This window comes from Bacillus sanguinis, from assembly GCF_018332475.1.
Taxonomy (GTDB): domain Bacteria; phylum Bacillota; class Bacilli; order Bacillales; family Bacillaceae_G; genus Bacillus_A; species Bacillus_A sanguinis.
In genome coordinates, this window is sequence record NZ_BOQB01000005.1 from 1 (window position 1) to 23,073 (window position 23,073).

General features: G+C 33.6%; 19 protein-coding genes and 1 pseudogene. 10 read left to right on the top strand and 10 right to left on the bottom strand.

Features of this window, described 5'->3' with window-relative positions:
• Positions 1-39: 39 nt before the first annotated feature.
• The 7 genes from KI369_RS00375 to KI369_RS00405 form a co-directional block, all read right to left on the bottom strand.
• Positions 40-243: a YbdD/YjiX family protein gene (locus KI369_RS00375; RefSeq protein ID WP_212954710.1), complete on the bottom strand. Its 204-nt coding sequence runs from the start codon at positions 241-243 to the stop codon at positions 40-42.
• The gene (gene cstA / locus KI369_RS00380) at positions 236-2,311 is read right to left on the bottom strand and encodes a carbon starvation CstA family protein (protein ID WP_212954711.1); all 2,076 of its coding nucleotides are present in this window, start codon (positions 2,309-2,311) and stop codon (positions 236-238) included. Before cstA ends, KI369_RS00375 begins: the two co-directional genes overlap by 8 nt.
• Before the next feature lie 121 nt (positions 2,312-2,432).
• Positions 2,433-3,149: a LytR/AlgR family response regulator transcription factor gene (locus KI369_RS00385; protein ID WP_212954712.1), complete on the bottom strand. Its 717-nt coding sequence runs from the start codon at positions 3,147-3,149 to the stop codon at positions 2,433-2,435.
• A 141-nt stretch (positions 3,150-3,290) separates the two neighbouring features.
• On the bottom strand, positions 3,291-4,490 hold the full coding sequence (locus KI369_RS00390; protein WP_212954713.1) for an MFS transporter: 1,200 nt from the start codon (positions 4,488-4,490) through the stop codon (positions 3,291-3,293).
• 267 nt (positions 4,491-4,757) lie between these two features.
• The gene (locus KI369_RS00395) at positions 4,758-5,498 is read right to left on the bottom strand and encodes a WecB/TagA/CpsF family glycosyltransferase (RefSeq protein ID WP_212954714.1); all 741 of its coding nucleotides are present in this window, start codon (positions 5,496-5,498) and stop codon (positions 4,758-4,760) included.
• Between the two features lie 15 nt (positions 5,499-5,513).
• Positions 5,514-6,614, bottom strand: a complete 1,101-nt coding sequence (locus KI369_RS00400) for a glycosyltransferase family 4 protein (RefSeq protein WP_212954715.1) — start codon at positions 6,612-6,614, stop codon at positions 5,514-5,516.
• 77 nt (positions 6,615-6,691) lie between these two features.
• Positions 6,692-8,098: an O-antigen ligase family protein gene (locus KI369_RS00405; protein WP_212954716.1), complete on the bottom strand. Its 1,407-nt coding sequence runs from the start codon at positions 8,096-8,098 to the stop codon at positions 6,692-6,694.
• Between the two features lie 271 nt (positions 8,099-8,369).
• Here KI369_RS00405 and KI369_RS00410 point away from each other — a divergent pair, with 271 nt between their 5' ends.
• The 3 genes and pseudogenes from KI369_RS00410 (at position 8,370) to KI369_RS29840 (ending at position 10,434) form a co-directional block, all read left to right on the top strand.
• Positions 8,370-9,002, top strand: coding sequence for a trimeric intracellular cation channel family protein (locus KI369_RS00410; protein WP_000924376.1), 633 nt, complete (start codon positions 8,370-8,372; stop codon positions 9,000-9,002).
• A gap of 250 nt (positions 9,003-9,252) precedes the next feature.
• Positions 9,253-9,630: pseudogene (locus tag KI369_RS29835) on the top strand (protoglobin family protein); the annotation flags it as partial.
• A complete protein-coding gene (locus KI369_RS29840; protein ID WP_438800490.1) occupies positions 9,628-10,434 on the top strand; it encodes a methyl-accepting chemotaxis protein in 807 nt (268 codons plus the stop codon). The pseudogene KI369_RS29835 and the gene KI369_RS29840, both read left to right, overlap by 3 nt.
• A 92-nt stretch (positions 10,435-10,526) precedes the next feature.
• On the opposite strand, the gene KI369_RS00420 is transcribed toward KI369_RS29840, so the two are convergent.
• On the bottom strand, positions 10,527-11,840 hold the full coding sequence (locus tag KI369_RS00420) for an ArnT family glycosyltransferase (protein WP_212954718.1): 1,314 nt from the start codon (positions 11,838-11,840) through the stop codon (positions 10,527-10,529).
• 313 nt (positions 11,841-12,153) lie between these two features.
• On the opposite strand from KI369_RS00420, the gene KI369_RS00425 reads away from it, so the two are divergent.
• The 5 genes from KI369_RS00425 (at position 12,154) to KI369_RS00445 (ending at position 18,816) form a co-directional block, all read left to right on the top strand.
• Positions 12,154-12,666, top strand: coding sequence for an acyl-CoA thioesterase (locus KI369_RS00425; protein WP_048560471.1), 513 nt, complete (start codon positions 12,154-12,156; stop codon positions 12,664-12,666).
• A 525-nt stretch (positions 12,667-13,191) separates the two neighbouring features.
• The gene (locus KI369_RS00430) at positions 13,192-14,646 is read left to right on the top strand and encodes an oligosaccharide flippase family protein (protein ID WP_212954719.1); all 1,455 of its coding nucleotides are present in this window, start codon (positions 13,192-13,194) and stop codon (positions 14,644-14,646) included.
• 28 nt (positions 14,647-14,674) lie between these two features.
• A complete protein-coding gene (locus tag KI369_RS00435) occupies positions 14,675-15,496 on the top strand; it encodes a glycosyltransferase family 2 protein (RefSeq protein ID WP_212954720.1) in 822 nt (273 codons plus the stop codon).
• A gap of 208 nt (positions 15,497-15,704) precedes the next feature.
• Positions 15,705-17,258 (top strand): ABC-F family ATP-binding cassette domain-containing protein, encoded by a 1,554-nt coding sequence (locus KI369_RS00440; RefSeq protein ID WP_212954721.1) that lies wholly within the window; start codon positions 15,705-15,707, stop codon positions 17,256-17,258.
• Positions 17,259-17,352: 94 nt separating this feature from the next.
• Complete coding sequence (locus KI369_RS00445; protein WP_212954722.1) at positions 17,353-18,816, top strand: ArnT family glycosyltransferase; 1,464 nt, start codon at positions 17,353-17,355, stop codon at positions 18,814-18,816.
• Between the two features lie 78 nt (positions 18,817-18,894).
• Here the strand turns inward: KI369_RS00445 and KI369_RS00450 are convergent, their stop codons facing one another.
• On the bottom strand, positions 18,895-20,355 hold the full coding sequence (locus tag KI369_RS00450; protein ID WP_212954723.1) for a glycosyltransferase family 39 protein: 1,461 nt from the start codon (positions 20,353-20,355) through the stop codon (positions 18,895-18,897).
• A 344-nt stretch (positions 20,356-20,699) separates the two neighbouring features.
• Between KI369_RS00450 and KI369_RS00455 the strand changes: the two genes are divergently transcribed.
• Both KI369_RS00455 and KI369_RS00460 read left to right on the top strand, forming a co-directional pair.
• Positions 20,700-21,083 (top strand): GtrA family protein, encoded by a 384-nt coding sequence (locus KI369_RS00455; RefSeq protein WP_212954724.1) that lies wholly within the window; start codon positions 20,700-20,702, stop codon positions 21,081-21,083.
• A gap of 36 nt (positions 21,084-21,119) precedes the next feature.
• Entirely contained in the window at positions 21,120-22,091 is a 972-nt protein-coding gene (locus KI369_RS00460; protein ID WP_212954725.1) for a glycosyltransferase family 2 protein, read from the top strand.
• Positions 22,092-22,121: 30 nt separating this feature from the next.
• Here KI369_RS00460 and KI369_RS00465 read toward each other — a convergent pair whose 3' ends face one another.
• Positions 22,122-22,994: a TetR/AcrR family transcriptional regulator gene (locus KI369_RS00465; RefSeq protein ID WP_212954726.1), complete on the bottom strand. Its 873-nt coding sequence runs from the start codon at positions 22,992-22,994 to the stop codon at positions 22,122-22,124.
• Positions 22,995-23,073 lie beyond the last annotated feature (79 nt).

Genomic DNA, 23,073 nt, shown 5'->3' on the forward strand with positions numbered 1-23,073 from the left:
AAAAAATAAATAAAAAAGGACGAAAATTCGTCCTTTTCATTAACAACATCGTGATATCCTTCCACCCTTTGCATTAAACCTAGCTTCTTGCGCTTCTGCAAAAAACTGTTTTTGACATACAACTTCTTCTTCCGGATGATGCTTTTTCATATGCTCTACATATGTTTCATAGCTTGGTACCCCAACGAGTAAACTAATAAAGTGTTTTCTTTGTCCCCATACTTGTCTTAGTCTTTTAAGCATAGTTCCTCGACTCACTTTCATCTCTAGGTATATATGGTGCCTCTTTTAGTGGCATTGGCTTATTTCTTAATACTTGAATCCAAATTCGAATTGCAGAAATTAATACAGCAATTACAACGATCATAAAAATCCCGCAAAGTGCTGCATCAATATAATCGTTAAAAATAATTTGTTTCATTTGAGCGACATTTTTAGCTGGTGCTAACACTTTCCCCTCATCTAACGCCCCTTGAAACACCTTTGCGTGGGATAGAAATCCTATTTTAGGATTTTCATGAAATAGCTTTTGATAACCCGCCGTCATCGTTACAATAAGCAATCCGACAGTTGGAATAAGTGTCACCCAAACATATGCCTTTTTCCCCATTTTGAACAAAATTGTCGTTCCAAGTAATAATGCAATACCTGCTAACATTTGGTTTGCAATGCCGAAAAGTGGCCATAATGTATTAATTCCACCAAGCGGATCTACTACCCCTTGGTATAAGAAATAACCCCATCCTAATACACATAACGTTGTAGCTATTACATTTGCTAATGTAGAATCCGTTTTCCCAAATGGCTTATATACATGCCCTAAAATATCTTGAATCATAAATCGGCCTACACGCGTTCCAGCATCAATCGTTGTTAAGATGAATAGTGCTTCAAAGAGAATCGCAAAATGATACCAAAAGGCCATCATCGCCGTTCCGCCTATTACTTGTGAGAAAATATATGCCATCCCTATCGCTAACGTTGGGGCACCACCTGTACGTGATAAAATCGTTTGCTCTCCAACGTTTACAGCGAGATCTTTTAGTTCATTTGGTGTAATAGCAAATCCCCATGAAGAAATAACTTGAGCTGCCTGCGAGACATCCGTACCGATAAGTGCTGCGGGGCTATTAATCGCAAAATAAGTTCCTGGTGTTAATACACAAGCTGCAATCATCGCCATCGCTGCTACAAATGACTCCATTAACATTGCTCCATAACCGATTGGCTGTGCGTGTCCCTCCTGTTCAATCATCTTTGGCGTCGTGCCTGATGAAACGAGAGCATGGAATCCAGACACCGCACCACAAGCAATTGTAATAAATAAGAACGGGAATAAGTTTCCAGAGAAAACCGGACCTGTTCCATCGATAAATTTCGAAACTGCTGGCATTTGTAAATCTGGTGCTACAATTAAAATACCGATTGCTAATCCAACAATTGTTCCGACTTTTAAAAATGTGCTTAAATAATCACGTGGTGCTAAAAGCATCCAAACTGGTAATGCCGATGCGATAAATCCATATACAATAAGCATAATAGCAATTGTTTCACCGCTAAACGTAAACATGCTTGCAAGCGTTGGATTTTCCGCTACATACTGTCCTCCAATAAGAGACAGTATAAGTAGAATAATTCCGATTACTGACCCTTCACCAACCCGTCCGGGCCTAATGTAGCGCATGTATACTCCCATTAAAATAGCAATAGGAATCGTTGCTGCTATTGTAAACATTCCCCAAGGACTTCCGACAAGCGCCTTTACTACTACTAATGCTAATACCGCTAATAAAATAATCATAATGCCTAAAATACCGATCATTGCAATAAGCCCTGTAACAGGACCAATCTCATCTTTAATCATTTCTCCTAAAGATTTACCATTCCGTCTCATCGAAGCAAATAAAATTACAAAATCTTGTACAGCTCCAGCGACAACCACCCCAACAATAATCCATATTGTCCCAGGTAAATATCCCATTTGCGCCGCCAAAATCGGTCCTACTAAAGGCCCTGCTCCAGCAATTGCTGCAAAATGGTGCCCAAATAATACCCACTTATTTGTCGGAACATAATCCTTTCCATCGTTTAATGTATGGGCTGGCGTTTGCCGATTATTATCTAAACCGAATACCTTTCTCGCTATAAATCTACTATAAAAACGATAAGCAACTGCATATACACATACCGCAGCTACTAAGAGCCACACTGCATTAATAGTTTCACCTTGTGATAAAGCTATTACACCAAAAGCACCTGCGCCTACAGCTGCAATAACTCCCCATAGTAAAATCGACTTCAATGTTTTCACATACAATCCCCCCAATACTATTGCTTAGTGGGATTGTACTAAATTTTCTGAATATTTAATTTGAATCCTCCTTATCATGAAGGATTTTTAGTTTATCATGTTAAAAAATTCGCATTACCTACTATAATTCAATCTTATTTCGAAGTCGTTTCACATAATTACGACTAACTGGAATCGGTTGCTCATCATATTTATCTAAATACAGATTATATGTGCCATTATAATAAGGTTTTAGTTCTTGTACATATGACATATTAATTAAATAACTTTTATGCACACGTAAAAAATCATATACATTTAGCTTATTTTCCAGCTCCTGAAGTGTATATGTTGAAATATACTGATTATTTGTTGTATAAATTGAAACCGTTTTGTTTTCCTTATTTTTGCTTACATATACAATATCTTCAGGGAAAATATATCGAATTCCCTCTTGACCTTCTATCGGTAGCTTCCGCAAATAACTCTTTGCTTTCTCGCCTTGCTCTTTACCCATTCTATATAAAAGGAATTGCAAATCTTCCTCACGAAATGGGCGTAGTAAATAATAGAATGCTTGAAAACGAAATGCCATAATCGACTCTTCTATATCTTCACCCATAAAAATTAATTTCGTATAACAATTTACTTCCCGTAATAAACTCGCATATTCAAAACCAGTTCCATCTAGTAATTTTGAATTCAAGAAAACAAAATCTGGTGTATGTTTTTTCATGATAAATAATGATTCTGTTCCCGTATTGGCTTCAAAACATTCTACATTTCTTATATTTTCAGTAAATTTTTCAGCTAAACTTCTTCGCTCTTCTGCTTCTTCCATGATCAGTAAAATTTTCATTTCTTCAACCACCTAATTCTTTTGTCCATATGTCTTGTTGTATACATTCGCTTTTATAAGAAACATTCCCTTTTTCTTACTATACCATTATTTATCTAAAAAAACAGAAAAAAGGAAACCACAACGGTTCCCTTAGTCCCTTTATACTAATTCTCGTTGCTTCGTTTCTTGCCCAAGTACAATTACAGCAACTACAGCAATTAAAATTGATCCACAGAAAATCGTAAATATTAGTGATAATGAAGCCTGTGAAGCAACTAAATATCCTACTAATAACGGCCCAAGAATACCGCCAATACGACCGAATGCAGCTGCCATACCTGCGCCTGTACCACGAATAACTGTTGGATACTGTTCAGGTGTATAGGCATATAATGCACCCCAAGCACCTAAATTAAAGAAGGATAGTAACATACCTGCTACGATTAATACTGTTAATGACTCCGCCACCCCAAATAAGTAAGCACTGCACGCTGTACCGATTAAATACGTAACTAAAACAAATTTACGACCAAGACGTTCAATAAACCATGCAGCTGTAAAATACCCTGGCAATTGAGCTAATGTCATAATGAGTACGTACTGGAAACTTTTTATTAAACTAAATCCTTTTAATACCATTACACTAGGTAACCAAAGGAACATTCCATAATAGGAAAAGACAACACAAAACCATAGAATCCATAACATAATTGTTGCCTTACGATATTCCCCAGACCAAACTGACTTTATATTTTCAATAACGGACGGCCTTTTTTCAACCTTTTGGAATCTCGGAGAATCTGGTAAATTCCATCTTAAATATAAAGCATATAGTGCCGGAACCGCGCTCAACACCATTGCAACTTCCCAACCATATTTTGGAATAACAAAATACGAGATAAGAGCTGCAATTAGCCATCCACCTGCCCAAAAGCTTTCTAATAGCACAACTATCTTGCCACGTTCATGTGCTTCAACACTTTCTGATACTAATGTAGAAGCAACTGGAAGTTCTCCGCCAAGGCCCATACCAATTAAAAATCGTAACACAAGGAACATCGCAAGTGTCGTCGTTAAAGCAGTTAAACCACTACCGATAGAAAATAGTAATAATGTAATAATAAAGACTGATTTCCGTCCTATTTTATCTGATAGTATTCCAAAAACGAGCGCTCCGACTGCCATACCAATTGAATTAATGCTACCTATCCAGCCCATTTCTTGCGTACTTAATCCCCAATCTTTTTGCAATGCTACCATTACAAATGAAAGCATTCCAACATCCATTGCATCAAATAACCATCCAAGCCCTGCTATACCAAGTAGCTTTCGCTTTGAAATTTCTTTCACCTTGCCCACATGAAGTCCTCCTTACACAGCTGTCTTTACACATCATTTTACATGTGTGAATTGTATAAGTAAAATACTTTCGTGTAAAAATTCTCCTTCATCATTCCCAAAAAGCAAAATACTTATCCCGCTATTTGAGGGCAGTAAGCCTCCCGCCTCAAAATTCAGCTGGGGCAAAGAGATTAACTGCCGATTGATGAGGGTTAACAATCAGTGGCGGATGAACAAAACCCCTCTTTATTAAAAATGGCCAAATAAAAAAGTAGCGATATTCCGCTACTTTTTCGAACGCATGACTTCTTTTAAAAATTCCGCTAATACTAACTGACGACGCCAGCGCGTTGGGTTACTACATAGTCTATAAAACCACTCTAAGTTAATCGCTTGAATCCATTTCGGTGCACGTTTTACCTCTCCAGCCCATACGTCTAAACTTCCGCCCACTCCAACAGCCATCTTCGTTTCTAAACGATGCTTATTCTTTTGGATAAAGTTCTCTTGTCTTGGGAAACCAAGCGCGACAAGTAATAAATCTGGTTTTGCTTCTTGAATACGAGAAACGATATTCTCTTCTTCTTCTTGTTTAAAATATCCATCTTGTATACCCACAATAGATACAGCTGAATAGGTCTTCTTTAAATGATCTGCTGCAGCTTGTACAACATGCGGTTTTGCGCCAAGTAAGAAAACAGATACCGGTTTATGTTCTTCTGATAGCTTCGCAAATAAATTACACATTAAATCAAAACCTGCTACACGTTCCTTTACAGGTGTACCTAACATCCCACTCGCTTTTACAACTCCAATACCATCAGGTGTAATTAAATCTGTATTTAATAATGTTTGATGGAATGCTTCATCCTTTTTTGCACACATAACAATTTCAGGATTTGCTGTTACTACCTGAAAAGTATGAGCTCGCTCCAATTCTAGTTGTCCCTTCAAATATTGGACTGTTTCATCCATTGTCATTGTAGAAAAAGGAACACCTAGAATATCAACCGTTTTTACTTCCATGATTAACTATCCTCTCTATTTCAGTAAAAGTTTTTTATATGCATTATAAGTATCTTCATACAAATTCTTTAGCGAGAAATGAGTAGATGCGTGATTATACAAACGATTTCCCATCGCTTCTAATTCACCATTCAACCATTTTTCATGAGCATCTTCTAATGCGTTTGCTAACGAGTTTGCATCACCAATTGGTACAATCCATCCATACGTATCATCAACTATTAACTTTTTCATATCACCTACATTTGTTGCAATAGATGTTAAACGTTGATTAGCCGCCTCTAGTAAAACAAGGGGAAAGCTTTCGCTATAAGAGGTTAACAAATTAATGTGTGCAGATGCATATAGTTCTTTTGAATCTGTACGAAAACCTAGAAACATCACCTTTTCCTCTAAGCCCTTTTGTTTCACCATCTCTTTTAATTCTGCTTCTATAGGCCCATCACCAAGTAAGAGCACCTTAATATTTGGAATTTTAATTTTTTGTAATGCTTCAAATAAAATATCATGACCTTTAACAGGATGAAGACGTGCTACTTGAACGGCTGTAAATACTCCTTCATCGATGCCAAATTCACTCTTATCATAAGGTTTTGCTGGCGTCTTATCATACTCAATTCCATTATAAACCGTACAAATCTTCTCTTCTGGTACACCTAGTTTTATTATGTTTCTCTTAAAGTTTTCCGTAATTGCAAAGAATAAATCTACCTTCCTGAAAGAACGTAAATTTAACTTTGTAAATACCCATCCTTTTAATCCCCTCTTCATAAAATCCAAAGTTGGATCACTGTGGACAGTCATTATCCATTTCGCTTTTATACCTTTTTTCAAGAGGGAGAGATAGAAATTTGCTCGTGCGCCATGTGTATGCACAATGTCAAATTGATTTTCATTAATAAATGCTTTTATTTTTGAAAGAATTGATAGGTCGTACCGAGATGATTGGGTAAAAACATGCACTTGAATACCAAGGTTTCTCGCCTCTCTAGCAATCGCACCTTCTTCAAATACCATTAATTCCACTTCTTCCCTTGAAAATTGAGATAAAAGTGAAATAATATGTGTTTTCCCCCCACCTTCTTCTGCACCAGCATTCATATGCAACACTTTCATTTCTTACATCCCCCATTTTTTCTTTTTATTTACTATAACAAAATAAAAGCTAACATATGCTAGCTTTTATTTTTCTATCATTCAATTTCCAAGTCAACTATTAAATATGCCATGATTAATACTAAGTAGAAACTCACTCCAGGTGCAATTAAAATATGACCAGCCATGAAGGAGATACCTAATCCGAGAAGTATCGCTGCAATCACCATTGCATATTTCACTGTGAATATTTGTCTAAATTTAGTAAATACACATACAATAAATTTAATACCAAAGTATAAGAATGGAATTACAAGTAAAATGAACCCGATGATTCCGAAAGAATAGAACCAATCATGGAAGTCACGTTCAATTAATTTCGGCTGTTCTTTATAGTTACCAGCATAACCCATCCCTAATAATTTTTGAGACATTGGGGCTTCATTATAGAAATCTTTATACATCTGTTCAAATAATTGACGCCCACTAAAAATAAGAGCTTGCGTTTCTTCTTTTTTCTCTGCTACTTTTTCTTTTTCTTTCTCTTTCTCTTTTTCTTGCTCTGTCACAGGAGGTTTGTGCTCTTTAGCTTCCTCCTTCTTTTTCTCTTCCTTTTTCGCACTCTGTTCTTGTTCAATTAATTGGAAATGGAACCCCATATTTTTCATGAATGGTGAAAAAGGTGTATATGCCAATATGCCTACTAATACAGTTATTGCAAGAAAACCATTTAATAAGTAGGCATGTTTCTTTCCATCTTTACGCTGTGTAAATGCTTGAATAAAGCACATAACAACTGCGATAGCCATTGATCCAAAGATTGCTCCTACGCCAACCTTTGTCCCAATTGCAAATAATGAATAAACAACTAAAATTGAAGGAATCCAATAGTATGCTTTACCTATACTTTTTGTTTTTTCAATTGAATACAAAATAACAATTGGACACATGATGGCTAAAATAGATCCTAGCTCATTACCTGCATAAAACCAACCGCGTGATCCTAACTTTACCCATTCATAACTATTATAATCTGTTCCAGTAGTAATCGAAGCTACCATTACTACCCCTATAATTAGTGATGCATACGTAATATAGTCACGCATTTTTGAATTTGAATGACTTTTTTCTTTTAAAGACTTAAATACAAACACATAACAAGTAAGCATAACAAACGGATATAATGCTTTTGCTATAAACTTAATTTCTTCTGTAAGTACCATAGGATCTTTTGTAAGCTTATTATTTACCAATCCGATAGTAAAGACTATTCCTACTAAGATTATATACAATATATATTTTATATTTCCTTGTTTCTTCGTTTGAATTAAAATATATATCCCACCTAGGAACATAACGAATAAGCGTGTAATAACTCCAATGGTCGTATCAATTTTTAAAACCATGATACAGAACGCTGTAAGCAAATCTAAAATCGGTTGCAACAAAATAAAGATTAGTAGAAAATTTTCAAATTTATTACTTTTACTATTTTCGCTTAACATCTAGAACCTCCATAACTATTACCTAATTTCAATCTATACAGTTAATATTTTTTTCTCATCTCAAATATTTATTATAACATATATTTTTTAATTAAACGCCTCACATTTCTACCCCAACCTTACCTTTCAAAAAAAGATTATTTGTATTTTCAAGCGCTTTCTTTCCTCATTTTTTCTTTTTTTCTACATGTAACGAAAATGCATTGTTATTTACATAACTTTAGTGTATATTTTTTCTCTGGAACATCTTTAGGAGGAAGGGATTACAGCAATGTTATTAATCGACATATTTACGTTTCTTGGCATTATCGCCGCTGCTATTTCTGGTACATTAGTTGGTTTAAAAAAAGATTTAGATTTATTCGGTGTCCTTTGTTTAGCTGTAGCTACTGCGCTCGGCGGCGGTATTATTCGTGATATTATGATCGGTAACCTGCCTCCTGTCGCATTTGTTAAACCTATTTACTTTTTCGTAAGTGTATTATCAGCATTATTTACTTGTATGTTTTTTGAACGTATCAATAAACTGCAAGTCGTTATTATGCTTTCTGATGCTGTTGGCTTAGGTGTTTTTACAGCTATTGGTGCAAATGCGGCAATGTCACATCATGTTGACGCCTCATTTCTAGTCGTTTCAATGGGAGTCATTACAGGTATTGGAGGCGGTATTTTGCGTGACATTTGCGCTCAAGATATCCCCTACGTCTTCCGAAAAGAGATTTACGCAATCGCTTCTATTTTAGGAGCAATTAGTTTCCTAATCACATATGCAATGGGGGCACACGTATTAGCTTTCTATGTTTGTTTATTAGTAACATTCATTATTCGTGTTGTCACTGTAATATATAATGTACATTTCCCAGTTTTCTTTAAAACACATGCTAAAATTAATAAAGGCCATTAAGAGAATTCTACATAGAATTCTCTTAATTTATATACTATTCTACACACTAATATAGAGTAATTGTATATAAAAATATATAATTATAATAGAAACAAAAAATGAAAACGCTTTACAAACAGGGGGAAGAACGATGCTTGGGGTTTTTAAAAAACATACAAATAAAACAAACACCAGTATACTTGAATTAAGTAAGGATCAACAAATTACTTTTAACGTGCCTACTAATTCTGAACTGAACATTCAAATGGATATGTTACATATTTCAAAAGAAGATTTACAAATCGTAAAGGTACTACAGCCTTTTATTTATGAAGAAATTGATTGGATTACGGAAAAATTCTATGCCAATATTACAAAACAGCCTAATTTAATTACTATTATTGAACGTTATAGCTCTATTCCAAAACTAAAGCAAACTTTAAAAACACATATAAAAGAATTATTCAGCGGTGATATGCATGAAGATTTCATTGAACAGCGTGTTAGAATTGCCAAAAGGCATGTACAAATCGGCTTACATAGAAAATGGTATACTGCTGCTTATCAAGAATTATTCCGCTCTATCATGAAGATTTTGCAAACAAAAATTACAACAATTGATGATTTTTCTTATTCCATAAACGTAATAAATAAATTATTTACTCTTGAACAAGAACTTGTTATTGCGGCTTATGAATCTGAATATGAAAGAATGCAAAAAGAACATGAAAAGGAAAAAGAACTAACAGCTATGACAATTACGCATATTGCAACAGAATTAGCATCTGTATCTGAAAAAACGAGTGCTTCTATTCAACAGCTAACCGCTAAATCTGAAACGATTGTAGAAATTGCCAAAACAGGTACATCATTAGCTACAACTTCAGAAGAAAAAGCGAATAAAGGTAAAGAACAATTAAATCAGCAAAATAAACGAATGGAATGCATTCAAACGAATATGGACACGATTATTACAGATACTCATGAACTTCTCGATATTTCTAACAAAATTAACGAAATTATAGATATTGTAAAATCAATTGCAGAGCAAACAAATTTACTCGCACTAAATGCTGCTATTGAATCTGCACGTGCTGGGGAATTCGGCAAAGGCTTTTCTGTTGTAGCTGGAGAAATTCGAAAGTTATCAGAGCAAACGAAAGAATCTATATTCAACGTTACAAAACTCGTTGAAAAAACAAATGAACAAATTATTCGTGTCTCTTCTTCAGTGAAACAAATTAGCTCCCTTGTCTCTGAAGGAACGGATAGTATGTCTGCGACAGATCAATACTTCCAAGAAATTGTAAAAGACATGTCTAACTCGAAAGAACAGAATAAAAAAATTGAAAATGAGTTAGAAACCATTTCACAAGTAATGAAAGGAATTCAAGATGAATCCTCAAAAATGTCTCTAACAGCTGATAGTTTACAACTAGAATTGAATCGATAGAGTGAGGTTTATATCAGTAGGGACTCTTTATCTCTGCTGACTCTTAGTCTTCATCTTCCATCTATAAAAAAAGAATCCGAACTGGATTCTTTTTATTTTCTGAAGAATATTTTTTGACAATACACATAACTCATATAAACACCAAAGCTTTGTAAAATAAACAAAGCCGGCACTATAAGGTTGTAATATGCCATATCTACTTGAAAGAGTCTTAACAATACGTATCCGCTAATTAACAATAAGAACAACATATATCCTTCATTTTGTTGTTTCTTAATAAGAAAGTGTAATAAAGCTATAGATGTAAATAATGTTACCGCTATATATATAAGTTTTTCACATTTAAATAGAATAGAATGTATTCCCTCACCTGAGAATTGATTCATTACTGGCTTTAAAAGTTTAAATCTTTCTTCTTCAATCCCTTTTAGCTTTTGATCAATATGCTCTGTTACGCTTTGATTCTTTGTTATTTTTTCCTCATTTTTACCTTTTCCAATTAAAACAGATTGAACATACGTCTCATTTGAAATTGTATATTGTGACATTCCCATTGTCTGAATTCCATAACTCACACCAAAATGAGCACTATAAAATAGAATAAGCATCCCTATCATCTTTAATAGTATCTTTTGCTTCATCGCTGATTGAAAGAGTTCAATTAACAACACATATACAGCAATAAAAATAGGAAGAAATAATCCCATTGAGAAAATCATATTACTGCATGCAAATAAAATTGCTGAAAGTACCCACATATAAGGATGATCTAAACCTTTATATAAAAGTATGTAGCAAGCCAAATAAAATAAAAATATAGCAAGCGATTCTGATGTTAATAAGGAACTCATAAATATATTTGGAATATATAAAGCGTAAAATACAGACGCAATACGGCCGCACTCTTCTCCAAAAACGATTGCTGTAATACGATAAATGAAAAATGCAGTCCCTGTACAAAATAAAATATTAAATAACTGCAATGCGAATACCGTATCGCCAAATACATGAATAATCATTGATTCATAAATAATAAAAGGTAACTGCGCTACGTTCTCTACGTTATTCCCCATTGCAATCTGCTTTGCAGACTCAAACATAGCTTTCATATCACCAATTATCGGAACATCTACAAATAGAACCATACTAAGTCTCGCAATTATAGATATACTTATAAGAAAAACAAGAAATTGTTTATCTGTAAAACGATACTGTAAAATCGATGCCACTAACAGCATGAGAATAATAAAAATAACCAATACGATTGTTACACTTGTTGTACTATCGCCAAAAAATTGTTTACTTGTTTCAAACGCTGACCAGCAACTATAAACAAAAAATGCAAGCATCGCACCAATCATTATTTTACTGAAAAAAGACGAAAAATTTGTTTGTATATGATTCATATGTCCATTGCACCTCTATTTCCATTCATAACAAAACGATTCTATCATGAATAGGTACACAGCTGATAGGGAATTTCTATGACAAATACAGGGTCCTATTTTTTTCACTTGCAATGTAAGCGAATCCTCTTTTACACTACACTTTATATAGTAATAAATTTTCTTTCAGTTTCATGAATACAAATACAGAAGTTTTATTAACCCTCTTCTGGAATTCTTTACTTCATTAAATATCTATTGATTTTTAATTTTTTTGTACTCCACTTACAATACATGTCATTCTGATTGAAAACAGAAAATAGGGGCTGACCATATGGAAAAGAAATTCATGCGAGAATCCAAAGCAATTAAAACAACACGTGTTTTTCCGAATGATTTAAATAATCATCAAACACTTTTCGGAGGAAAATTATTAGCAGAAATTGATAGCATCGCTTCAATTGCAGCTGCAAGACATAGCCGTAAACATTGCGTAACGGCATCTATCGATTCTGTTGATTTTTTAACGCCAATTCACCAAGCAGATTCTGTTTGTTACGAGGCATTCGTATGTTATACAGGAAAATCTTCAATGGAAGTGTTCGTAAAAGTAATTGCAGAGAATTTATTAGCAGGCGAACGTAGAATAGCTGCAACATGTTTCATTACATTCGTTGCATTAAAAGATGGAAAGCCTTCATCTGTTCCACAAGTACTGCCGGAAACTGAAGAAGAACATTGGCTACACACAACTGGTTCTGAGCGTGCTGAAAATAGGAAAAAAGGGCGTGTAAAAAGCAAGGAAATGGCTGAAGTTTTAACTTTAAGTAAACCTTGGAGTATATAGGCCCTAACAATCAAAACATCTTCTGAGCGAATAGATATTACATATTCGCTCATTTTTTATAAACAATTCCATACCTTCATACAACCATTACTCCTTTTCACACATATTATGTAATATTTTATACATACCCGTTCGCGATTAACTTTTTCTAATTGATAAAACCTCATTTATTACGCTATTTGCGGGCTGTAAAACTCCCACCTCAAAATTCAGCTTAGGCCGGAGCCCTGCCGCCCGTAAACGAGCAATTGGTAAGGGCTGATAATCAATGTGGAGATGAACAAAACCCCACGGATTAAAGTTTCATTTTATAATACGGTTCTATGCCATCAACAGTTGCTTTACAAAGTTTATGTAGGGTACACTTATACGGGTGGTCAATAAAACAATTTAAGGATTTGTAAATCGTGTAGAAAACACCTTACACTTCATTAATATTGAAAGAATTAACTGTAGTTAAAAACCTTACTATGACATAGCAAGTATTTTAATGAAACTGGATTATTTTAATGGAAAGGTGAAATTATGCAGAAATCAATTGCTTCAAATATTTTTTATAAAATACTGCTCAACACGTTTAATATTATACTTCCAATTTTAGTTGGTCCTTACGCATATCGAACGTTAGGAGCAAATTCAATCGGAACCGTTAACGTTGCTGAAACTTTTTTCAATTACTTCTTCGTATTTGCTGTATTTGGTGTATATCAATATGGTTTACGTGAAATTAGCTTAATTAAAAACGATAAAAAGAAAGTTTCTAAGTTATTTACAAGTCTCTATGTAATTAATTTCACAACTAGTATTTTAGCTTTATCAGGCTTTGCGATCTTTAGTTATATTGGATACGGACATGAAAGTCTATTTCCTGTGCTTCTTATTTTCGGTTTTAACTTTATATCTAACATGTTTTATGTGGAGTGGTTCAATGAAGCATATGAAAATTATGACTTCATCACTAAAAAAACAGTTATCGTTCGATTAATCTATGTCGTACTTCTTTTCTCTTTCATTCATGGGGTCGACGATTACAAAACTTATGCTGGTTTATTAGTATTATCGACATTTTTAAATCACTCTATTAGCTTTATATATGTGAAACGCCAAGTGAAATTTGATTTTTCCGACTTAACGATTATTCCTCATTTAAAACCGTTACTATTAGTCTTGATTTTTTCAAATGCTAATATTTTATATACTCAATTAGATCGTCTTGTTTTAGGGGTATATGTTGGAAAGGAAGAAGTTGCATATTATGTAATGGCTTTTCAAATTATGATGATTATTAATACACTTATGTTAAGTGTTGTACAAGTAACTGTTCCAAGGCTGTCTTACTTATCAGGAAACGCGTCTGAAATGGAGTATGAATCTTTACTAAATAAAATTTCAAAAGTATATTTCATTACCCTATTCCCTGCCGCAATTGGTTTAATGCTCATTGCTCATGGAGCTGTTGTTATTTACGGTGGACAAGAATTTGCTGCGGCTGGTAATACATTAATTGTTTTCGCCTTCTATATGATTACAGTCGGTATTGAGTCCATTTTATCGAATCAAATTATTTATGTGAAAAAGAAAGAAAGCATTTTAGTGCGATTTTTATTCATTTGTGGATTTATCAACTTAGCATCCAATATTGCATTAATATTCTTCCATGTACTTACACCAACAACCGCAATTTTCACAACAACAATTGCAAATTGTTTCTTAATCACATTTGAATATATTTATGTAAAAAAGAAATTAAAAGTGAATTATACGTTATTCGATATACAAAAACTTAAATATCTATTTTATTCACTAACATTTGTTCCGATAGCATTCGTTATTGATATGATCGTATCTGGACAAATACTACAAGTTATCCTAGTCATAATAACGTGTGGATTAACGTACGCCCTTATCCTCTTTATAACAAAGGATGAAATTCTCTTTTCACTACTTGAAAAGATATTAGCACGATTCAAAAAAGCTTAAACGCAATCTCTAAAAGGAGCTGTTAAACTTGAAATTTTCTTTAATCATGGCTACTTGTGGCAGACGTGATGATATTCTTGACTTACTAAAATCACTTGAACAACAAACTTACAAAAATTTTGAACTTATCGTAGTAGATCAAAATGATACGCCAATCTCTGATTTATTTGATGAATATAAAGATAAATTTTCTATTCATTACATTTATACACCTATTAAAGGTCTATCGAGAGCTCGAAATGCAGGCTTAAAAGTAGCAGATGGTGATTTCATCGCTTTTCCAGATGATGATTGTATTTATGAAACAAATGTTTTAGAGAATATATTAGAAACTTTCAACTCTAATAAAGATGTTCATTTCATCTCAACAAACACTACAAATGTTGAAGGAACAGGTTCTTTAATACACGCACCGAATACAGACATTACTTTAAATAATAAGTATGGATTCATGGGACCTTCTTTCACATTATTCTTCACAAAACAATTTGTACAAGATGTAGGTACATTCGATGAAGATTTAGGTGTTGGTTCTGGAACGATTTATGGAGCTGGTGAAGAAACTGACTTTGTACTACGTGGTATGAAACAAAATTATACTGGTTTATTTAGAAAAGATCTGTTTGTATACCATCCTGTAAAAGAAGAAGTTATTAATGAACAATCATTAAATCGCGCCATTTCTTATGCTGGTGGGTTTGGTAGAGTTATTCGCTTACACTATGGATTCCCTTATTTCTTGCGTGCTGTCGCTGCCGCAACATTCCGTATGACACAAAATATTTCTAATGATAAGCGCAAATTCCACGCAAATCGCTTACGCGGAATTGTTCGTGGATATTTAAAATAAAAAACAAGGTGTAACCACTTTTATTAAATGGTTACACCTTATTTTTTATTGCTCTTACATCGCTTATTTCTTGCAAAGTAACCCATCGTTCTTTGTAATCGCAGCCCCCACTGGTCAATTACATTATATATTTTTGAAATGATAGCATTATATCCAAGAATTTAGTATCATGATTCAAGACACTATTTAGAAATGAACGGAGGACATTATGAGCTTATTAACTGTTGAAAAATTAGGCCATACATTTGGTGATCGTACATTATTTAGAGATGTATCCATGCGCTTACTCGCAGGAGAACACGTTGGATTAGTTGGAGCAAACGGTGTTGGTAAATCAACATTTATGAATATAATTACTGGTCAGCTTATCCATGACGAAGGTCGTGTAGAATGGACACCTGGTACAAATTACGGTTACTTAGACCAACATACCATTTTAACACCCGGTCGCACGATCCGTGACGTATTAGCAGATGCGTTTTTACCTTTATTTGAAAAAGAAAAAGCTTTAAATGAAGTTACAGAAAAAATGGGAACTGCTACACCCGAAGAATTAGAGGAACTTCTTGAACAAATGGCAGAAATTCAAGATGCCCTTGAAGCAGGTGGCTTCTATTTATTAGATATTAAAATTGAAGAAGCAGCACGTGGACTTGGAATTGATGCAATTGGTCTAGATCGTGATGTTGCGGCATTAAGTGGTGGACAACGTACAAAAGTATTACTCGCAAAGTTACTACTTGAGCAACCAGAAGTATTACTATTAGATGAGCCTACCAACTATTTAGACGTTGAACATATTCATTGGTTAACAAATTATTTAAAAGAATATCCACATGCATTCCTATTAATTTCCCATGATACGGAATTTATGAATAAATGTGTTGATGTTATTTTCCATCTAGAATTCACAAAAATGACGCGTTATACAGCAACATATGAAAAATTCCTAGAACTGGCAGAAATCAATAAAAATCAACATATCAACGCTTATGAAAAACAGCGAGAATTTATTAAAAAACAAGAAGATTTTATTGCAAAAAATAAAGCTCGTTACTCAACGACTGGTCGTGCAAAGAGCCGTCAAAAACAACTTGATCGCATGGAGCGTATCGATCGTCCTGAAACAGCTATTAAGCCTGAGTTCTCCTTTAAAGAAAGTCGTGCAAGTAGTCGATTTGTCTTCGAAGGGGAAAATGTAGAGATTGGATATACACATCCGTTATTGCCAAAATTAACAATGACAATTGAACGTGGTGAAAAAATTGCAATTGTTGGATGTAATGGTGTCGGTAAGTCAACACTATTAAAAACGATTTTAGGTAAGATTAAACCATTAAGTGGAAAAACAAGTCTTGGTGACTTCCTAAACCCATCATATTTCGAGCAAGAAGTAAAAGCTGATAATATAACACCAATTGATGATGTTTGGAATACATTCCCTAGCTTAGACCAACATCAAGTACGTGCAATGTTAGCAAAATGCGGTTTAAAAAACGAACATATCTCTCGTCCGTTGAATCAATTAAGCGGTGGTGAACAAGCAAAAGTTCGTTTATGTAAACTAATGGGCGAAGAAAGTAACTGGCTACTCTTTGATGAGCCAACAAACCACCTTGATGTTACAGCAAAAGATGAGCTGAAAAAAGCGATGAAGGCATACAAAGGAACAATTCTTCTTGTATGTCACGAACCGGACTTTTATGAAGATTGGATAACAAAAACTTGGGATGTAGAAAAATGGGCCCAAGAAAATTCTTAATCCCCTAAAAAACATCCCTTTACACCGCTATTTAGCGTGTAAAGGGATTTCGTTTTAAAATACCATAAGGTTTGATAAGGAGTTTTTATATATAATGCAAAGTACATTTTTTCTAAAACTCAATACATTTTTTGTGAAATGCTTATTAGTGCTATGTCTAATTATTTCTGCAGCTATTACATGGGACTCAGTATCCGTGGTTAGAGCACAGGCCGACACTCGTTTACTTATTATAATCCCAAGCATCATTTTAATAGGCCTTCTATTTATACTCATTGGCTATATTGCTAATAAGTATATGTCAAAATTAATATTTACTATTTCACTTATTATTTTAGCCTTCTCTATTCGATTCATCTGGTTTCTTACTATCCAAACTCCTATCGAATCAGATTTTGCTATGATGTACAATGGAGCCGTGCAAGCAACTAAAGGAGATTTTAGTTTTGCTCAAAGCATATATTATACTTCTTGGGTTTATCAGCTTGGATTTACAATGTATCAAGCTTTAATTATTAATTTATTCGGTGAGGGGACTTTCTTTCTAAAGTTCTTAAATGTGTTATATTGCACAGGAACAACATTATTAGTTTACAAAATAACTTCTCACATATTTAATGAGTGGACTGGACGCGTGGCGGGATTAATATATGCATTATATATCCCAAGTATTGTATTAAGCTCAGTCCTAACAAATCAACACCTTGCCACATTCCTATTTTATCTTGGATTTTATTTATTAATTACAAAAGGCTTAAGCCATAAATATATGTGGATTTTTATAGGGATCTCTCTTTCTTTAGGAGACATTATGCGCCCACTTGGTGGCATCATCCTAATTGCAGTAACTATTTACTTCCTTTTACATGGTATGTTAGGGAAATCGAAACGAGATATTTTCACTTCTATTAAAAAACTTTGTGGAATTTTCATCGTATTTTACCTTGTTCATTACATTATAAGTTATTCATTTATATCTGCCGGGATTACACAATACCCACTATCCAACCGTGATCCACTCTGGAAATTCACAGTAGGACTTAATCATGAAACAAAAGGTGGTTATTCTACAGCAGATGCGGAATATATGATGTCCTTTGAGATTGGCGAAGAACGAAAAGTCGCTGAAAAGAAACTGATTCAAGAGCGACTCGCTGATCCACAGAAAGTTTTATCTTTATTCGGTGATAAGTTTACACTCATGTGGGCAGATTACGACTCCGCACCATCATGGAGTCTACTAACACTGGGGAACACAGATAATAGTATGCTTACTTTACAAAATGACCTTATGAAATATGAAAAGTATATGTATATGACAGCCATGCTATTTGGTACGCTAGCACTTCTTTATCTCATATTGACTAAGCAAAACAACACGCATTACACAATATTTTTACTATTAATAATTGGTTATGTAACTGTTCACTTCTTGATTGAATACCAAACAAGATATCGATACTTTATCATTCCTAGCTTTACAATCATTCAAAGTTATGGGCTATATTTATGCTATCGATTTATATCAAACAGAAAAATCCCCAAGGTACAAAATTAAACTTTAACCAATGAAGAGTTAATCATCAAAATACATTCAAACGAACAAAAAAGGCATGAGCCTGGTGCAATACCGAGCTCATGCCTTTTCATGTATATCTATATTCTCTTTTTTATTGTAAGCGTGATTTATACCAAACGCAGCCAAAATGATCATTGAAATGGTGGCTGAATAATGATATCTTGATGCCACTTCTACTAATAACTGTGCCATTATTAATCCTATCGCGTATAAGCAAATAATAAATAGAGACGATTTGTTTTTATTTTTAATAGTCACCAATACACCTACTAATGAAGTAACAATTAAGAAGTAATAAAACATATTAGATGCTACTGTATATCGTACTATATGATCTAATGCAGGATCAGCATAGGAAACTGCTGCACTATCCTCACCCAAAAGCTCAAAGAATTTATTGGAGAATAATTTCACAAAATCAATATTATCATTTTTTATCCTCTCTTTTGCTTCTTCTAGCATTTTCTGTTGAGCATCATTCGCATTCCATCCTGGTTTATTACTATAATGAAACAATAGTTCAGCATCGGGTCGATTCCATTTCCCCGAGCTTTCTTCATTAAATCCTACATAAATGTTATACCCTGGGGTTGACGCTATCTCTTCACCTAAACGTACTGTTATATACTGATTTATTGCGGAAGAAAAAATAAGGTATCCTACAACAATAACCCCTACATACGTTATCTTATTTAACCATATTTTTTTATTCCCTATATGCTTTGTATCTATAATAAAAAACCATATCAATAGGGCAATAATTGGAACTGCTGCAATTGGTCGCACCATATTCATAAATGCAAGTAACGCTGCTATTAAAACGGAATAAACAAGTAATCGTTTTATATTTATATTGGCGATTTTTTCATGAGTCATTATCATAATAAGCCAAATCAACAACAGTACTGTACAATAGAGCGGTTCTGACATTGCAAACATATTATAAATCGTTTGAGAAGGTAACGCTATCCATAAAACACTTGCTGTTATTGCCGTTTTAACCCCACCAACTTTTCTAGATATAGCATATATTAACCCCATTGATATTGTAGTTAAAATAACATTTAAAATAGGTGGTATCATATAACTAGACCCAAAGATTTTCATGAAAATACTTAAAAACGAAGCATATCCAAAAATATGTGGAAATAATGCGATGTATCTATTATCAATGACAAAGTTTTCACTTAGTGCTTCTGCAGTATAATAAAATGTAGCATAATCAACCAATGGTTGAATTTGGTACCTAAGCACCCACGCTAATTTGAATGCAAAACAAACGATTACTAAAACAAAAAAGCATTTTTTTCCATTTAATTTTTCTAGATACAGCGAACCTTTTCTAAGGATAAAACTTCCCACTATAGATAATAATAAAACACCCACTAATAATGTTACATAATTATACTTTTGAGTATCTGAAAAATAATTAATAAGTAATGCTAAAGTAAAAAAAACGTATATAACATATACCGCATGTGTAGAAAAATTAGACATGCCTTTAAAAAATAATTTCAAAACAATTTACTCCTTTAAAGATTAGTATTAAGAATAACGTTATCTCCATTACAAAAACATAATGAAAATTGAGGACTATTCATTTTTACCACAAAACTAAAAATACACATGTTATTTTTGTTCGCACTATACTTTTTAATTGTCGGTGGTACGTAAAGCATATCACACGTTTATCTATATTTTGTATATAATACCTATTTTTTCTAATTGATAAAAAAATCACTCTAATCAAAATAAATAACGTTTCATCATAAAATATGCTATAATAAGTATTTGTTATGTACGAATAATCTTTTTACATTTCCTGTTTTATTTATATATTTTATAAAGATGAGGATACTATTATGGAGAAACTCTTAAAGTTTGGTTTAGTAGGAATCTTTAATACACTCATTACAATTATTAGCTTTTGGATATTGTTAAAATTCGGGATGAACTACCTTATTGCGAATACCATTGCCTATTCAATTGGTGTTGCCAATAGCTACTATTGGAATAAAAACTGGGTGTTTAAACCTAATAATAAAAGCACGTCAATGTTCTTTAAATTTCTAACTGTAAATTTAATTGTATTTGCTTTTAATACATTATGTTTATTTATATTAGTAGATAAACTTACCTTTAATGCGTTAATTGCACAGATTTTCGCAATTGGTGTCGGAATGGTTATCAATTTTGTCCTTAATAAAATTTGGACATTCAACCAATCTGAAAAAGCTACTAATTAAACGTAAACAACTTATTAAAACTACGGAGGATACAACATGCAAAAATTAATTTCGGTTGTAGTTCCTATGTACTTCGAGGAAGAAGTAGCACAGGAATGTTATAACCGTTTAAAGTCCGTTATGCTTCAAAATGATATTAATTACGAGTTTGTCTTTGTAAACGACGGTAGTACAGACCGTACAATGGAAATCTTATCTGAGATTGCAGCAAATGATTACCGTACAAAAATCGTCAATTTCGCACGTAACTTTGGACACCAAATAGCCGTTACAGCTGGTATTGCTGCTGCAAAAGGTGACGCTATTGTAATTATCGATGCAGACTTACAAGATCCGCCTGAAGTTATTCCTGAACTTATTGCAAAATGGGAAGAAGGATATGAAGTTGTTTATGCGAAACGTAAACAACGTAAAGGTGAAACTTGGTTTAAACTTTTAACAGCTAAATATTTCTATAAATTCTTAAACTACATGTCTGATATCGATATCCCAAAAGATACTGGTGATTTCCGAATCATCGATCGTAAAGTAGCTGATGTTTTCAATCAAATGACTGAGCGCAATCGCTTCATCCGAGGTATGATGTCTTGGGTTGGCTTCCGCCAAACGTATGTTGAATATGAACGCGATGAGCGCTTTGCTGGTGAAACAAAATATCCATTAAAGAAAATGATTAAATTTGCATCTGATGGCATTATTGCGTTTTCAACAAAACCGTTACGTATCGTTATGACTTTAGGATTATTATCAGTTCTCATTTCAATAATCGTCTTACTATATACAATTACTGTGAAAATTATTGGCACTGGTACGCAAACAGGTTGGGCATCCATTATGGTTGCTATTACATTCTTTAGCGGTATTCAGTTGCTTGGTCTTGGAATCGTTGGCCAATATATTGCTCGTATTTATGACGAGAGTAAAAACCGTCCGATTTATATTGTGAAAGAAACAATCAATATTGAGCAAGAAGAGACTACACAAATAAAAGAAAAAGTGAATGCATAATAAAAAAGGTAACAATGAAAGCTATCATTGTTACCTTTTTATATTGTAATACCCCATAAGCCTCAAGCGAAATTCTTTTAAATTTGGATATACCTCTAAATTAGATAGCATCCCTTGAATGACCGGGATCCTTGGATTTTGCAATCTCATTTCTGCCTCCAAAACATCTAATGTCACAAGCAACTCCTCATCTTCTAATTGATCAGCTAATGTACGTTTAAAAACGATAATTTCTTTTAAAAAGTGTTCCTTAACCTGCTCCTTAATAAGCCCTGATTTGCAAAGAAATTCTCCAAGCTTTTCTTCATGTAACACAGGTTCTTCCGAAGATTCTACCAATCCATCTACTAAATTATCTACTCTTTTCAAAATAAAAGTAGAAACATACGATAAGTCAATTTCTGACGCTTGTAAAATAATTAACTCTAAATATCCACGGCATATGCCTTCTACCATAATGACTAAATCTAATAAATAAGGTATAACCTTCTCACCATAAATAGACAGTAAACTATTCCGATAAAATGCGTGAGACTCTAACTTCATCCGCATCATAAACTCTTCTACTTCTTTATTAAAAGGTATAGCATTTTCCCTCGCATGCATAATAATAAATTCTTTATGCTTTTGTATATCGTTAAACTGGCAATGCAATTGTTTTGCAAATTTTTCACGCGGTAATAATGATTCTTTTTCAATATCCATCATTTTATTTTGAATCTTGTCATAGTAATATCGAAGTGTTGCTAATAAAAGCTCCTCTTTCGATTTAAAGTATAAATAGAAAGCTCCCTTAGATATGCCACAAGCTGTCACAATTTCCTGTACTGATGTCGCATTTACACCCTTAGTCGCAAATAACTTCATAGCCATCTCTATAATTAAACGCTCTTTTTCTTTCATATCATGTCTCTCCTAAATTTAATCTCGCATCTTATTATGAATTTATCCCGCTATTCGCCGGGCAGTAATCCCCCCGCCT